13 protein-coding genes are annotated in these 14,417 nt (G+C 61.8%); 9 read left to right on the top strand and 4 right to left on the bottom strand.

From position 1 onward, the window contains the following. Positions 1-12 precede the first annotated feature (12 nt). From AB7M33_RS13360 to AB7M33_RS13335, 6 genes are all read left to right on the top strand, one after another. Entirely contained in the window at positions 13-1,452 is a 1,440-nt protein-coding gene (locus tag AB7M33_RS13360) for an alginate O-acetyltransferase (protein WP_085273970.1), read from the top strand. A gap of 7 nt (positions 1,453-1,459) precedes the next feature. After that, complete coding sequence (locus AB7M33_RS13355; protein WP_265968547.1) at positions 1,460-2,563, top strand: mannuronate-specific alginate lyase; 1,104 nt, start codon at positions 1,460-1,462, stop codon at positions 2,561-2,563. Between the two features lie 196 nt (positions 2,564-2,759). Beyond that, a complete protein-coding gene (locus AB7M33_RS13350; RefSeq protein ID WP_454242966.1) occupies positions 2,760-4,217 on the top strand; it encodes an MBOAT family O-acyltransferase in 1,458 nt (485 codons plus the stop codon). Positions 4,218-4,228: 11 nt separating this feature from the next. Then, complete coding sequence (locus AB7M33_RS13345; protein ID WP_027595302.1) at positions 4,229-5,386, top strand: alginate O-acetyltransferase; 1,158 nt, start codon at positions 4,229-4,231, stop codon at positions 5,384-5,386. A 20-nt stretch (positions 5,387-5,406) separates the two neighbouring features. Further along, the gene (locus AB7M33_RS13340) at positions 5,407-6,054 is read left to right on the top strand and encodes an alginate O-acetyltransferase AlgF (RefSeq protein WP_027595301.1); all 648 of its coding nucleotides are present in this window, start codon (positions 5,407-5,409) and stop codon (positions 6,052-6,054) included. A gap of 37 nt (positions 6,055-6,091) precedes the next feature. After that, positions 6,092-7,546, top strand: coding sequence for a mannose-1-phosphate guanylyltransferase/mannose-6-phosphate isomerase (locus AB7M33_RS13335; protein ID WP_027595300.1), 1,455 nt, complete (start codon positions 6,092-6,094; stop codon positions 7,544-7,546). A 60-nt stretch (positions 7,547-7,606) separates the two neighbouring features. Here the strand turns inward: AB7M33_RS13335 and AB7M33_RS13330 are convergent, their stop codons facing one another. Next, a complete protein-coding gene (locus tag AB7M33_RS13330) occupies positions 7,607-8,392 on the bottom strand; it encodes a hypothetical protein (protein WP_454242965.1) in 786 nt (261 codons plus the stop codon). A 170-nt stretch (positions 8,393-8,562) separates the two neighbouring features. Here AB7M33_RS13330 and AB7M33_RS13325 point away from each other — a divergent pair, with 170 nt between their 5' ends. Further along, a complete protein-coding gene (locus AB7M33_RS13325) occupies positions 8,563-9,027 on the top strand; it encodes a multidrug transporter (protein WP_454242964.1) in 465 nt (154 codons plus the stop codon). Positions 9,028-9,212: 185 nt separating this feature from the next. On the opposite strand, the gene AB7M33_RS13320 is transcribed toward AB7M33_RS13325, so the two are convergent. Next, a complete protein-coding gene (locus AB7M33_RS13320) occupies positions 9,213-9,695 on the bottom strand; it encodes a hypothetical protein (RefSeq protein ID WP_454242963.1) in 483 nt (160 codons plus the stop codon). Between the two features lie 343 nt (positions 9,696-10,038). Here AB7M33_RS13320 and AB7M33_RS13315 point away from each other — a divergent pair, with 343 nt between their 5' ends. Together AB7M33_RS13315 and AB7M33_RS13310 are read left to right on the top strand one after the other, a co-directional pair. After that, positions 10,039-10,509: a hypothetical protein gene (locus AB7M33_RS13315; protein ID WP_454242962.1), complete on the top strand. Its 471-nt coding sequence runs from the start codon at positions 10,039-10,041 to the stop codon at positions 10,507-10,509. A 426-nt stretch (positions 10,510-10,935) separates the two neighbouring features. Beyond that, positions 10,936-11,760, top strand: coding sequence for an SDR family oxidoreductase (locus AB7M33_RS13310; RefSeq protein WP_186677809.1), 825 nt, complete (start codon positions 10,936-10,938; stop codon positions 11,758-11,760). 131 nt (positions 11,761-11,891) lie between these two features. On the opposite strand, the gene AB7M33_RS13305 is transcribed toward AB7M33_RS13310, so the two are convergent. Next, positions 11,892-13,343 (bottom strand): efflux transporter outer membrane subunit, encoded by a 1,452-nt coding sequence (locus AB7M33_RS13305; RefSeq protein ID WP_454242961.1) that lies wholly within the window; start codon positions 13,341-13,343, stop codon positions 11,892-11,894. Next, positions 13,340-14,401, bottom strand: coding sequence for an HlyD family secretion protein (locus AB7M33_RS13300; RefSeq protein WP_099430396.1), 1,062 nt, complete (start codon positions 14,399-14,401; stop codon positions 13,340-13,342). Before AB7M33_RS13300 ends, AB7M33_RS13305 begins: the two co-directional genes overlap by 4 nt. Positions 14,402-14,417: the final 16 nt, after the last annotated feature.

The raw sequence follows: 14,417 nt of genomic DNA, 5'->3' as shown, positions 1-14,417 counted from the left end.
GAAGCCCAGACCATGACTCCACACCTGATGAAACTGCTGGGCCTGTCCGCCGCCCTTCTGGCGATCAGCCAGGGCGTGCGCGCCGACGAGGTGAAAGCCCCGACGTTCAGCGCCGAACCCTGCTGCCAACTGTGCCCCGAGGCGCACGACGCCAGCCGCTACACCACCCGCTACCAGCAGAACTTCACCACGCTGGTACAGGCCCAGGGCGACTGGCTATTCCGTACCCGCGAGGACCTGCGCACCGAGTTCAACACCACCCCCGCCGGCTACAAGCGCCTGCAGCAGGTGCACGACGCGTTCAAGAAGCGCGGCGTGGAACTGGTCGTGGTCTACCAGCCGACCCGTGGCCTGGTGAACCGCAACATGCTCAAGCCGGAAGAAAAAGCCGCCTTCGACTACCAGAAGGCCCTGGGCAACTACCAGGCCATGCTCCAGCGCTTCAGCAAGATGGGCTACAACGTGCCCGACCTGTCGCCGCTGACCAACGAGCAACTGGCCGCCGCCGACCAGGGCAAAGACTTCTACTTCCGCGGTGACCAGCACTGGACGCCGTATGGCGCCGAGCGCGCCGCCAAGATCGTGGCCGACACCGTGCACCACATGCCGGCCTTCGAAGGCATCCCACGCAAGGAATTCGAAACCAAGAAGTCCGGGCGCATGGGCAAGACCGGCACCCTGCACAACGTCGCCGGCCAGCTCTGCGGCACCAGTTACGCCGTGCAGTACATGGACCAGTTCGCCACCGAGCCAAAAGGCGCGAGCGGCGGCGACGACCTGTTCGGCGATGGCGGCAACGCGCAGATCACCTTGGTCGGTACCAGCCACAGCGGCAAGAACTACAACTTCTCGGGCTTCCTCGAACAGTACATCGGCGCCGACGTGCTCAACGTCGCCTTCCCTGGCGGTGGCCTGGAAGGCTCGATGATCCAGTACCTGGGCAGCGAAGAGTTCCAGAAAAACCCGCCGAAGATTCTGATCTGGGAGTTCTCCCCGCTGTATCGCCTGGACCAGGAAACCATCTGGCGGCAGATCCTCGGCCTGCTCGACGATGGCTGTGACGCACGCCCGGCGCTGATGAGCGCCAGCACCACGCTCAAGCCCGGCAAGAACGAGCTGATGGTCAACGGCAAGGGCGGTGTGATCAAAGACCTGATCAACCGCAACCTGCAGATGGACGTCAAGTTCGAAGACCCTTCGGTGAAGGTGCTGCAGGCCACCCTCTGGTACCTCAACGGCCGCCACGAGGACATCAAGCTGGAGAAACCGGAAACCTCCGACACCGACGGCCGCTTCGTCTTCCAGATGCGCGAAGACGAAGACTGGGCCAGCCAGAACCTGTTGGCCTTCGAGGTCCAGGGGCCGGAGAAAGGCACCCAGAAGGTCGAGGCCAAACTCTGCAAACGCAACAACTTCGCCGTGCCTGCGCAAACCGCGCAAGCCGGCCAGTGAGGCGACCATGACCCCATTCAAGCGACTCATCAGCCCCGCCCTGCTCAGCCTGGCCCTGTTCGGCGGCGCCGCGCACGCCGCGCTGGTACCGCCCCTGGGTTACTACGAGGGGATCGAAAAGCTCAAGACCAGCGATGGCAAGTTCCGCTGCGAACCTGCCCCCAAGCCGTACACCGGCGCGCTGCAGTTTCGCAGCAAGTACGAAGGCTCCGACAAGGCCCGGGCGACCCTCAATGTGGCCTCGGAAAAAGCCTTCCGCGACTCCACGGCCGACATCACCACGCTGGAGAAAGGCGTCAGCAAGATGGTCGGCCAGTACATGCGTGACGGCCGCCCGGCGCAGCTCGACTGCACGCTTGCCTGGCTCGAAACCTGGGCGCGGGCCGACGCCCTGCTGTCCACCGACTACAACCACACCGGCAAGTCGATGCGCAAATGGGCACTGGGCAGCATGAGCGGATCGTGGCTGCGCCTGAAGTTCTCCAACGCGCAGCCCCTGGCCGCGCACCAGGCCGAGGCCGAACAGATCGAGCGTTGGTTTGCCCGCCTGGCCGAGCAGACCGTGCGCGACTGGAGCGACCTGCCGCTGGAGAAGATCAATAACCACAGCTACTGGGCGGCCTGGTCGGTGATGGCCACCGCCGTCGCCACCGACCGTCGCGACCTGTTCGACTGGGCCGTGAAGGAATACAAGGTCGGCGCCAACCAGATCGACGACCAAGGCTTCCTGCCCAACGAAATCAAACGCAAGCAGCGCGCCCTGGCTTACCACAACTATGCCCTGCCACCGCTGGCGATGATCGCCAGCTTCGCCAAGGTCAATGGCGTGGACCTGCGCAGCGAGAACAACTTCGCCCTGCAGCGCCTGGGTGAAGGCGTGCTGGCCGGCGCCCGTGACCCGCGCCATTTCGCTGAACGCGCCGGTACAAAACAGGACATGAAAGACCTCAAGGTCGACAGCAAGTACGCCTGGCTCGAGCCCTGGTGCGCGCTGTACCAGTGCGTCGGCGACACCCTTGATCGCAAGCACGGTATGCAGCCGTTCGACAGCTTCAGGCTCGGCGGCAACCTGACCCGGGTCTATGACCCGAGCGCACAGAGCAAGAAGTAACAGCCCACTGTGGGCTGATCTCTGTGGGAGCGGGCTTGTCCCGCGAATGGGCCCGAAAGGGAAAAAGCGTCGCCTGTGCTGACGCCTTCGCGGGGCAAGCCCGCTCCCACAGGAAATGAATTGCTCTTCAGTCATGGACTGGGGGGTTTGGGGGGCGTTTTGCCCTGGATGCTGTGAACAAATTAGGAGAACCGGGATGGTCTTCTCGTCCAACGTGTTCCTGTTCCTGTTCTTGCCGATCTTTCTCGGCCTGTACTACCTGAGCGGGCAACGCTATCGCAACCTGCTGCTGCTGATCGCCAGCTACATCTTCTATGCCTGGTGGCGGGTGGACTTCCTCGCCCTGTTCGCAGGCGTCACCCTGTGGAACTACTGGATCGGCCTGAAAGTCGGCGCCGCCGGCGTGCGTACCAAACCGGCCCAGCGCTGGCTGCTGCTGGGCGTGGGCGTCGACCTGGCCATCCTTGGCTACTTCAAATATGCCAACTTCGGCGTCGACAGCCTCAATGCGATCATCACCTCGTTCGGCCTGGAGCCGTTCATCCTCACCCACGTGCTGCTGCCGATCGGTATCTCGTTCTACATCTTCGAGTCGATCAGCTACATCATCGACGTGTACCGCGGCGACACCCCGGCCACCCGCAACCTGATCGACTTCGCGGCATTCGTGGCGATCTTCCCGCACCTGATCGCCGGCCCCGTGCTGCGCTTCAAAGACCTGGTCGACCAGTTCAACAACCGCACCCACACCCTGGACAAGTTCTCCGAAGGCTGCACCCGCTTCATGCAGGGCTTCATCAAGAAAGTGTTCATCGCCGACACCCTGGCGGTGGTGGCCGACCACTGTTTCGCCCTGCAGAACCCGACCACCGGCGATGCCTGGCTGGGCGCCCTGGCCTACACCGCGCAGCTGTACTTCGACTTCAGCGGCTACAGCGACATGGCCATCGGCCTGGGCCTGATGATGGGCTTCCGCTTCATGGAGAACTTCAAGCAGCCCTACATCAGCCAGTCGATCACCGAGTTCTGGCGCCGCTGGCACATCAGCCTGTCGACCTGGCTGCGTGACTACCTGTACATCACCCTGGGCGGCAACCGCAAAGGCACCTTCAACACCTACCGCAACCTGTTCCTGACCATGCTGCTGGGCGGGCTGTGGCACGGCGCCAACTTCACCTACATCCTCTGGGGCGCCTGGCACGGCATGTGGCTGGCGATCGAGCGGGCGCTGGGCATCGACACCAACCCGCAGCGTTTCAACCCGGTCAAGTGGGCCTTCACCTTCCTGCTGGTCGTGGTCGGCTGGGTGATTTTCCGCGCCGAGAACCTGCACGTGGCCGGGCGCATGTACGCCGCCATGTTCAGCTTTGGTGAATGGCAGCTGTCGGAGCTCAACCGCGCCCAGCTGACCGGCTTGCAAGTGGCCACCCTGGTCATCGCCTACCTCACCCTGGCGTTCTTCGGCCTGCGCGACTTCTACCGCAATGCCCAGCCGACACCCAAGGCAACCCCGGTGCAGGTCAACGCCGACGGCTCGATCGGCCTGGACTGGACCCGGGTGATGACCCGCGCCCTGGTCCTGCTGCTGTTCGTGGCCTCGATCCTCAAGCTTTCGGCGCAGAGCTATTCGCCGTTCCTTTACTTCCAGTTCTGAGGTTGATGACCATGACCCGGACATTACGCATTACCTATTCGCTGTCGTTCCTCGGCCTGCTGGTCGGCATGGGCGCCTGGTCCACCGGCGGCCTGGAAAGCTTCCAGCGCACCGCGCAGATGACCCTGCTCAACGGCAAGCTGGCCAAGGCTGCCGAGACCCACTACGACGAACAGTTCCCGATCAAGCGCCTGGGCACCAACCTCTGGGCGGCGCTGGACTTCAAGCTGTTCAACGAAGGCCGCCCGGGCGTGGTGCTGGGCCGCGACCAGTGGTTGTTCAGCGACGAAGAGTTCAAACCCACCGCCGGTGCCGAGCAACTGATGCAAGAAAACCTGGCGCTGATCCGTGGCGTCCGCGACACCCTGCAACAACACGGCAGCCAGCTGGTGCTGGCGATCGTGCCGGCCAAGGCGCGGGTCTATTCCGAATACGTCGGCAAGGAGCTGCCCGCCAGCCTGCACGACGACCTGTACAACCGCTTCCATGCCCAAGCCCGCCAGGCCAACGTGTTCGCCCCAGACCTGATGGCGCCCATGGAACAGGCCAAGGCCCGCGGCCAGGTGTTCCTGCGCACCGACACGCACTGGACGCCGATGGGCGCCGAAGTCGCCGCACAAGCCCTGGCCGAAGCGGTCAGCCGCCAGAGCCTGCTCAATGGCGACCCGCAAACCTTCATCACCGAAGCCGGCAACACGGCGCCCTACAAAGGCGACCTGACCAACTTCCTGCCACTGGACCCGCTGTTCAGCAACCTGCTGCCGAGCCCGGACAACCTGCAGCAACGCACCACGCGCCCAGCCCAAGCCGCTGGCGATGCGGGCGACGCGCTGTTCGCCGACAGCCAGATCCCGGTCGCACTGGTCGGCACCAGCTACAGCGCCAACCCGCACTGGAACTTCCTCGGCGCATTGCAGCAAGCCTTGCGCAGCGACGTCGCCAACTACGCCGAAGACGGCCACGGCCCACTGCTGCCGATGCTCAAGTACCTGCAAAGCGATGCCTTCAAAAATGCCGCCCCACAAGTCGTGGTGTGGGAATTCCCCGAACGTTATCTGCCCATGAAAAACGACCTCAGCAGCTTCGATCCGCAGTGGATCGCCCAGCTGAAGAACTCCCGTAAATCCGAAGAAAACCTGGCCCTGTCGTCCACCCGGACGAACCACTGATCGAAAGAGAGGAAATGCACATGACTACCAAGACTTCCATTGCCAAAGCCCTCACCCTCGCAGCAGGCCTGTCCCTTGCCTCGATGCAGGCCTTCGCCGGTGCCGACGCCGCGTTGTACGGCCCGACCGCACCGAAAGGTTCGACCTTCGTGCGCCTGTACAACGCCGCCAGCGCGCCTGCCGCCGCCTCGGTCGGCAACACCCAGATCAAGCAGGTCGGCGCCCAGGCCAGCAGCGATTTCAGCTTCCTCCCAGGCGGTGACTACACCGCCCAGGTGGGCGGCAAGAGCGTGCCGGTCAAGCTGGCCTCGGACAAGTACTACACCCTGGTCAACAGCGGCAGCGGCAACCCGCAACTGATCGAAGAACCGCCGTTCAAGAACAAGCAGAAAGCCCTGGTACGCGTACAGAACCTCAGCGACCAGTCGCTGACCCTGAAGACCGCCGACGGCAAGACCGAAGTGGTAACGCCGGTCGCCGCCAAAGGCCGTGGCGAGCGTGAGATCAACCCGGTCAAGGTCAACCTCGCCTTGTATGCCGGCGACAAGAAAGTCAGCGACGTCAAACCCGTCGCCCTGGAGCGCGGCGAAGCCGCCGTGCTGTACGTCACCGGTTCCGGCAGCAGCCTGTCGCCGGTCTGGGTTACCCGCCCAGTGTCCACTAACTGATCCCCTGCCTCATTAACGACCTTATTGGAGAAACATCATGATCCCGGTAATTCTTTCTGGTGGTAGCGGTTCGCGTCTGTGGCCTCTGTCGCGCAAGCAGTTCCCCAAGCAGTTCCTGGCCCTGACCGGTGAGCACACGCTGTTCCAACAAACTATCCAGCGCCTGGTGTTCGAAGGCATGGACGCGCCGATCGTGGTCTGCAACAAGGACCACACGTTCATCGTTCAGGAACAGCTCTCGGCACTGAAGCTGAAAACCCAGGGCATCCTGATGGAACCGTTCGGCCGCAACACCGCCCCAGCCGTGGCGATGACCGCGATGAAGCTGGTCAGCGAAGGCCGCGACGACCTGATGCTGGTGCTGCCCGCTGACCACGTGATCGACGATCAGAAAGCCCTGCAGCGCGCCCTGGCCCTGGCCACCGTGGCCGCCGAGCGTGGCGAGATGGTGCTGTTCGGCGTGCCGGCGACCAAACCCGAGACCGGCTATGGCTACATCCGCTCCAGCCAGGACGCACTGCTGCCTGAAGGTGTGGCGCGGGTGGCGCAGTTCGTTGAAAAGCCCGACGAGAAACGCGCCGCCGAGTTCGTCAAGGCCGGGGGCTACTTCTGGAACAGCGGCATGTTCCTGTTCCGCGCCAGCCGCTACCTCGAAGAGCTGAAAAAGCACGACGCCGACATCTACGACACCTGCGTACTGGCCCTGGAGCGCAGCCAGGCAGACGGCGATGTGCTGAACATCGACGAAGCCACCTTCGCCTGCTGCCCGGACAACTCCATCGACTACGCGGTGATGGAAAAGACCCAGCGCGCCTGCGTGGTGCCGATGTCGGCCGGCTGGAGCGACGTGGGCTGCTGGTCATCGCTGTGGGATGTGCACGAGAAGGACGACAACGGCAACGTCACCAAGGGCGATGTGGTGGTGCAAGACAGCCGCAACTGCATGATCCACGGCAACGGCAAGCTGGTGTCGGTGATCGGCCTTGAGAACATCGTCGTGGTCGAGACCAAGGACGCCATGATGATTGCCCACAAGGACAAGGTCCAAGGCGTCAAGCAGATGGTCAAGACCCTCGACGAGCAAGGCCGCAGCGAAACCCAGAACCACCTGGAAGTGTACCGCCCATGGGGCTCGTACGATTCGGTGGACATGGGCGGCCGCTTCCAGGTCAAGCACATCACCGTCAAGCCAGGCGCCAGCCTGTCGCTGCAGATGCACCACCACCGCGCCGAGCACTGGATCGTGGTGTCCGGCACCGCCGAGGTGACCTGCGACGAGAACGTGTTCCTGCTCACCGAGAACCAGTCGACCTACATCCCGATCGCTTCGGTGCACCGCCTGCGCAACCCGGGCAAGATCCCGCTGGAGATCATCGAAGTGCAGTCCGGTAGCTACCTGGGTGAAGATGACATCGAGCGCTTCGAAGATGTGTATGGGCGCACGTCGACGCCGGTCGAGCGTGGGGTTTCGGTGAAGACCATCGCGCAGTAATGCGAAGCCCGCCCCGCCTCCTGCAAAGAGGCGGGGCTTTTGGGTGACCGCTTTGCTGACTTACATCTTCAGGTCGACAAGGCCTGCCTGAAATGTGAAAGGCTGAGCGTTGTAGTGGAATGCAAGCGTGAAGGCGAAGGACAAGGCTTTACCTGGCTCCCACGCCAACTGGGTGATGGCGTAATTTTCAGCCGCGATCAAACCGTGATTGACGCTGGCAAAGGCGCGCTTGACCGAAGGTTGGTTGTTTTGATCGTACTCCAGAAGGAACACCGCCCCCAGGGCCAGCAGGCCACCCTCAAGGCCGATGGACTGCTTGACCGCGACAAACGTCGGGCGCTCACGGTCACCGTTATAACCCCGTTCATTAGCGTTGAACTCGGCATTATCTTTCAGTGCTGGAACGATCACCGCAGAGGCAGCACTTGCGGTGTTGCGCTGCAGTGCAGAGGCGGGCTTTTCATAGGCAATATCAAACACACCCTTTGAGACGTGAAAGTCACGCGCATATTCATCTTTGCCCTTGAATTCGAACTTACCCGCGACCCCACACTCCTCCCGGTTCCATACCAGGCTTTGAATTACGCCACTGTGCGCATGGCCTGATACGTCACTCCCCAAGTACGCCGATGTGCCACCCTCACCGAGGGTATGGTCGCCATCCGTGATGCCCAACGGGAAGCCAATGTAGATGAATTCTTCAACGTCCTGCGCGGGGTTGCGGATACCCAGCACACCGCCGAGCGGGTCGAACCAGACGTCTTGAGCAATGAATTGCTCGCCTGTTGGCAGGGTGGCCGTCATCGCACCAGATGCGCCGCCGGTCTTGGTATTAAGTACACTCATGATTGACTCCGAAAGCTGATGATTTTAATGGGTGGCAACAACCGGCCTGTCACACAGATGCCAACTAAAGCAGCCAGTATTAATGCGTTTCCAGATTAGGATGAGGGCGGCTACGGCGGTACTCGCAGAAGTGCTAGGATGGCCAAATCAATGCAATCAAGGCTCTCTCCATGATCATCGGCGCCCTGCTAATTCTCACTTGGCTGGTACTGCTGCTGCGTTACCCAGCGAAGGCGTTGCCGATATCACTGGCCGCCGTGTGTGGCATCGGCCTGGTCGCCCTGTTCGTGGCCTGGCAAGACAACCGCGAAGCCACACAACTGGCACGCCTGGACTTGCGCCTGAGCTATGCCCCGGACCAATGCCCCGCCGACCGCGCGCTGCAGGTTCACATGAAGAACGGCAACAAGGCCCCGCTGACCGAACTGCGTTGGCGGGTGGGTGCGTATGCGCCGGGCGATACCGTCAACCTGGCCGAGAACACCTACAGCGCGCCGCGTTACCGGGGGCCGGGTGAGCTGCAGCCGGGTGCCGAGTGGAAGGATTGCCTGCCTTTGCCGCCACTGCGCTCTGGCTATCGGCCGCAGACACTCGAGTTTCGCGCCGAGCACTTGCAGGGTACATTCGCCAATTGATCGACGTGCAATCCGGGAGCGCTAACTGGACGAGGACTATATCGGGCGCTGCGAGGGTGTGTATGCCTGCGTTTCGGCGCCGATTGAGCGTCAGGAAATCGGTGAAAGCTTCGCGCCGTCTAAGCCGGGGTTCGCTATTGCACGCCGCACATAGCGAACCTTCCATTCCTTATCCGGATATATTTTCAGAGGTCCGACTTGGCGAAATCAACCTCAAATTTATCCACCACCAACTTGTATTCAGTCTGGTTGATTTTAAAGTACACTGCAAAACTACAGGAAAAGCTATCCTTCCCCCCCGGCCCAATAACAGGGGGATCTATGAATCTACTGGGGTAGAACCCACTCCCCTTCAAAGCCAACACACTGAACCCTGCTAATTCTCCGCCTAGGTAATAGGGCAGGACGATAGCGCCCACTGTTCCGACACCCTCGACTCTGGCATCGCCCTTGAGGGAAGTAGGGGGTAGATAATTATTTCGCACCCCGATTTTGGGGCTACGGAACGGCCAAGGCCCTGCCGTGTTTTCATTTTCACCATTCACACTGAGTTCGCCCGCCACTGCGCCCGGATAATATTTATAGTTACTGTGTTCAACGGCACTGTCATCGGAATCTTCGACACCATTCACCAGCGCCCGCTTTTGGTAATCGTAAAAATTTAACATTTATCAGCTCTCATACAGATTTCCTAATAGCCAGGATTATTTAATAGACAAGCGCACGTTTAGCGTGTCGCCTGAAACTACGTTAACGCCACAGGAAGGATTGCGGTACTGGTACATATGCGAGGTATGCTCCGATCAACTTGCCGAGCATGTCGAACCCGACCAGTTTGCAAGCGTTGCATTGGGAAAAGGCGGACCTGACTGAAGATCTGCCCGATACTACGCAGCTCGAACCTACAGTCGCTCAGCATCGGCCAAGGTGCCCACCTAGTACTTATAAGAGTACCTACCTTTCAGCATCACGTTTAAATTGGCCACTCCAAACCCACAAAGAGGATATGTCATGAGCCATCCATCATTCAACCGAGCACTATTGCGCAGCAACCTTGTAGACGGCAAAGTCGAATTAACGATCACCAATACAAACACCCATAAAACCCGCGCCGTTGAAACCTATTCGCAATTCTCTTTGCACAGAGGACTTATTGGTGCAATTCTCATCGAATCGGGACACGTGACGCACGTGTTTTACATTTCGATGATTAATAATTTTAGGCTTGGCAAAACCGACCTTGTAGCGAATACAAGCGAGACTGTTGCTCACTACGACAACTGGACCGACGATTGGACTCCCATACCGACCACCGAGGGCACGGGCTGGCTGGATATAACAGAACTTAAATTCAATCCATTAGACCCTTTGGGAGCGCCGATCTACCTCAAAGGGAAAAGCGAGTTTAATTTCACCTCGAACGACTCACACTTTGAAGCCTCTGTAAATATTACAATGGGAAATCCCTCCCTCATCAAATAAACTTCGCTTTCTTTAGCGCCATTCCACTCAAACTAACTCGCTATTGCACAGCGTTTTGCTGCGCACTCCAGGGATGCTCCGATCAACTTGCCGGGCGGAGGCAGCGAGTTCAAATTTCCCCGTCATGCAGCGCTGTTTGCCGAACTGCGCCCGATGCGTAGTGTCTTCAGGCCTTATTCGCCCAGTTAAGAAATCCTGTTTGAAGACACGGTTGTCGACGTGCCCATCCTCACCTTATAAGCCCTGCTGCTGCGCTTCACGGCCAAGCCCTGCCCACCACCACCACTGCGCTTTGGGCCCAAGTCGCAGACGCTGATGTTTCGTGCAGCGCATCTGCAAGGTACATTCGCCCACTGATCTGCTGTTTTTACCGGCCCCTTCGCGCCGGTAAAGACGACAACTTTCCCCTGACCCAAGGCCTCCCTCATGCCCACCGTCCTGATCACCGGTTGTTCCAGCGGCATCGGCCGCGCCCTGGCCGACGCCTTCCGCGATGCTGGCCATGAAGTCTGGGCCACCGCCCGCAAACCTGAAGACGTCGCGCATTTAGCCGCCGCCGGTTTCACCGCCCGGCAACTGGACGTCAATGATGGCCAAGCCCTGACCCAACTGGCCGAGGAGCTGGAAGCAAGCCACGGCCGCCTCGACATGCTGATCAACAACGCTGGCTACGGTGCCATGGGCCCATTGCTCGACGGGGGTGTGGACGCCATGCGCCAGCAATTCGAAACCAACGTTTTCGCCGTGGTCGGCGTGACCCGCGCGTTGTTCCCGCTGCTGCGCCGCGCGCGTGGGCTGGTGGTGAATATCGGCAGCGTTTCTGGGGTGCTGGTCACGCCGTTCGCTGGGGCCTACTGCGCGTCGAAGGCTGCCGTCAACGCCCTGAGCGATGCCCTGCGCCTGGAGTTGGCGCCGTTTGGCATTCGGCTGATGGAAGTGCAGCCGGGGGCGATCGCTTCGCAGTTCGCCAGCAATGCCCAGCGCCAGGCCGATCAGGTGTTGGCTGCGGACTCGCCGTGGTGGCCACTGCGCGAATATGTACAGGCACGGGCGCGGGCATCGCAGGACCGGCCGACGCCTGCGGCGGTGTTTGCCCAAGGGGTGTTGGCGGCTACGCGCAAAACGGCGGTGCCTGCGGTGGTCAGGCTGGGTAATGGCAGCACGGCGTTGCCGCTGATTGCCAGGCTGTTGCCGCGGCGGTTGCTGGACTGGGTGTTGCGCAAGCGGTTTGGGTTGCTGCGGCCGCTTTGATTGATGCTTGGCAGTACTGGCCTCTTCGCGGGTAAACCCGCTCCTACAGGTACTGCACAGTGCTCAAAATCTGTACGGTACCTGTGGGAGCGGGTTTACCCGCGAAGAGGCCGGTACAGCCACAACACCTATCAAACCTTGTTCGCAGGCTGTGTATCAAACGCCTGCCAACCCCCACCCAGCGCCTTGTACAGCCCCACTAACGCCTGGGAAACCGCCGCCGAGCTGTCGATCCACTGCTCTTCGCTGGCCAGCAACGCCCCTTGCACGGTCAGCACATTGAGAAAGTCCACCGCCCCTTCCACATACTGGCGCTGGGCAGTCTCCAAGGCGATGCGGTTCTGCCGCACCGCCTCGGCCAAATGGTCGCGACGCAATTGGCTGGCGTTATACAGGCGCAGCACATCGTCGATTTCATGCCAGGCACCGAGCACCACCTTGCGGTAGTTGAGCGCGGCTTCCTGCTGCTGCGCCTCACGCAGTTCCAGCGTGCCTTTGAGCCGCCCACCTTCAAAAATCGGCAGTGACAGTTGCGGGCCAAAGGCGAAGCGGCGCGAGTCCCAGCCGCCGAAGTCAGACAGCTGCATGGCCTGGAAGCCCAGGCTGCCCGACAGCCGAATGCTCGGGTAGAAGTCGGCCTTGGCCACGCCGATACTGGCGGTGGCCGCATGCAGGCGCGCCTCGGCCAGGCGAATGTCCGGCCGGCGCTCGGCCAACTCCGACGGCAGGCCAATGGCGAACTGCTGCTGGGGCGCGGGCAGTTCACCCCCTTCGAGCAACTGTGCCTGAAGGCTGCGGGGCGGCTCGGCCGCGAGCAGGCTGAGGGCGTTGATCAGGTCGTCGCGCTTGGCCTCAAGGCTGGGCAGGCGGGCTTCGATGGAGGCAACCTGGGCACTGGCCTGGGCTACGTCGAGGCGGGTGGCGACCCCTTCGGCCTGGCGATTCTCGGACAACTTCAGGCTGTGCTGCGCCACCTTCAGGTTGTCACGGGTGACATCCAGGGTGTGCTGCACCGCACGCAGCTGAATGTAGTTGCCGGCGGTTTCCGACAACAGCGCCAACAACACGCCACGGCGGTCGTTCTCGGCCACTTCGACCGTCGCATCGGCAGCCTCCACTTGCCGGCGTACTCGGCCCCAGAGGTCCAGCTCCCACCCCGCGACCAGGTCACCCTGCCACAGGTTGAATGCCGATTTGCCCGCGTGGCCCGAGGGGTCACTCAGCCCTTCGGCGCTGTTGCGAGCGCGGCTGTAGCCAGCGTTCACATCGACCGACGGCGCTTCATCCGCTGCTACCGTACTGCGCAAGGCACGGCTTTGCAGCAGCCGCGCACTGGCCATCTGCAAGTCCAGGTTGCGTTCGGCGACCCGCTGGATCAGCGCGCTGAGCCGGGCATCGTGGAAGCTCTCCCACCAGCGCAGTTCCAGGGGTTCGGCCTGCGGCTGACTGGCCGCAGCCTCGCCTTGCAAGCCTGCCCACTGTTGTGGGGCCTGGCTGTCCGGGCGTTTGAAATCTGGCCCGAGGGTACAGCCGGCCATCAGCAACGCCAGCAACACCGGGCTCAAGCGAAAGGCCGGTTTCATCGCGCGCTCACCTCTTTGCCTTCGAGTTTGTCGCCGCGGGTATCGATGGTGGCTTCCACCGACATGCCCACGCGCAGCCGTGCAAGCAGCGGCTGGCCGTCATCGAACACGATCTTCACGGGGATGCGCTGCACCACCTTGGTGAAGTTACCGGTGGCATTGTCCGGCTTGACCGCCGCGAACGTCACACCGGTGGCCGGCGCGATGCTCTCGACATGGCCATGCAGTTGCTCGCCCGAGAAGGTATCGACACTGATGCTGACCGGTTGGCCGGGCTGCACATGGGTCAGCTGGGTTTCCTGGAAGTTGCCAACCACATACGCCTGCTGCAACGGCACCACCGACAACAGCCGAGCCCCCGGATTGACATAGGCGCCGACACGCAAGGCGCGCTCGCCGACCATGCCGTCCACCGGTGCGATGATGCGCGTGTAGGACAGGTCGAGCTGGGCTTTCTCCAGACCCGCTTCGGCCCGTTTGAGCTGGCCATCGGCGCTGGCCACCTGGGCGCTGAGGATGTCCACCTGCTTGCGTGCGGCCACCAACGCGGCCTGGGTATTGGCCAGGCGCGCACGGGCCTGGTCGACCCCGCTGCGCGCCTGCTGGGCGTTCTGCACGGTGCCGGCACCTTGCTCGGCCAGCCGGCTGTAGCGGTTGACTTCATGATCGGCAAACGCCGCTTCGGCCTGGGCGGCTTTCACGGCGGCTTCGGCCTGGGCAATCAAGGCGGCCTGTCGCTCCAGCGTGGCGCGGGCATCGGCGCTCTGCGCCTTGGCCACCAGCAATTGCGCCTGGGCTGCGTCGAGCGCGGCTTGGTAGTCGCGGGCATCGAGGGTCGCGAGCAACTGGCCTGCCGTGACTTGCTGGTTGTCCTCGACCAGCACCTCTTTGATAAAGCCTGCGACTTTGGGCGCGACCACGGTGTAATCGGCGATCACATAGGCGTCGTTGGTGCGCTGGCGGTGATCGCTGCCCAGCATCCAAGGCCCGACGATGCCGGCCAGCACGGCCACGGCGAGCACCGAGCCGATGAAAAGTGTTTTGCGGTTGTTGGTCATTTCTAAGTCTCGAATT

It is taken from the genome of Pseudomonas sp. Y3 TE3536, assembly GCF_053629175.1.
Note: the sequence above shows the minus strand (reverse complement) of the source record. Positions and strands in the feature narration are given on the sequence as shown.

Excerpts from the sequence above, each read along its gene's own strand:
- AB7M33_RS13360 (WP_085273970.1), top strand. The coding sequence starts at position 13 with ATGACTCCACACCTGATGAAACTGCTGGGCCTGTCCGCCGCCCTTCTG.
- AB7M33_RS13355 (WP_265968547.1), top strand. The coding sequence starts at position 1,460 with ATGACCCCATTCAAGCGACTCATCAGCCCCGCCCTGCTCAGCCTGGCC.
- AB7M33_RS13350 (WP_454242966.1), top strand. The coding sequence starts at position 2,760 with ATGGTCTTCTCGTCCAACGTGTTCCTGTTCCTGTTCTTGCCGATCTTT.
- AB7M33_RS13345 (WP_027595302.1), top strand. The coding sequence starts at position 4,229 with ATGACCCGGACATTACGCATTACCTATTCGCTGTCGTTCCTCGGCCTG.
- AB7M33_RS13340 (WP_027595301.1), top strand. The coding sequence starts at position 5,407 with ATGACTACCAAGACTTCCATTGCCAAAGCCCTCACCCTCGCAGCAGGC.
- AB7M33_RS13335 (WP_027595300.1), top strand. The coding sequence starts at position 6,092 with ATGATCCCGGTAATTCTTTCTGGTGGTAGCGGTTCGCGTCTGTGGCCT.
- AB7M33_RS13330 (WP_454242965.1), bottom strand. The coding sequence starts at position 8,392 with ATGAGTGTACTTAATACCAAGACCGGCGGCGCATCTGGTGCGATGACG.
- AB7M33_RS13325 (WP_454242964.1), top strand. The coding sequence starts at position 8,563 with ATGATCATCGGCGCCCTGCTAATTCTCACTTGGCTGGTACTGCTGCTG.
- AB7M33_RS13320 (WP_454242963.1), bottom strand. The coding sequence starts at position 9,695 with ATGTTAAATTTTTACGATTACCAAAAGCGGGCGCTGGTGAATGGTGTC.
- AB7M33_RS13315 (WP_454242962.1), top strand. The coding sequence starts at position 10,039 with ATGAGCCATCCATCATTCAACCGAGCACTATTGCGCAGCAACCTTGTA.
- AB7M33_RS13310 (WP_186677809.1), top strand. The coding sequence starts at position 10,936 with ATGCCCACCGTCCTGATCACCGGTTGTTCCAGCGGCATCGGCCGCGCC.
- AB7M33_RS13305 (WP_454242961.1), bottom strand. The coding sequence starts at position 13,343 with ATGAAACCGGCCTTTCGCTTGAGCCCGGTGTTGCTGGCGTTGCTGATG.
- AB7M33_RS13300 (WP_099430396.1), bottom strand. The coding sequence starts at position 14,401 with ATGACCAACAACCGCAAAACACTTTTCATCGGCTCGGTGCTCGCCGTG.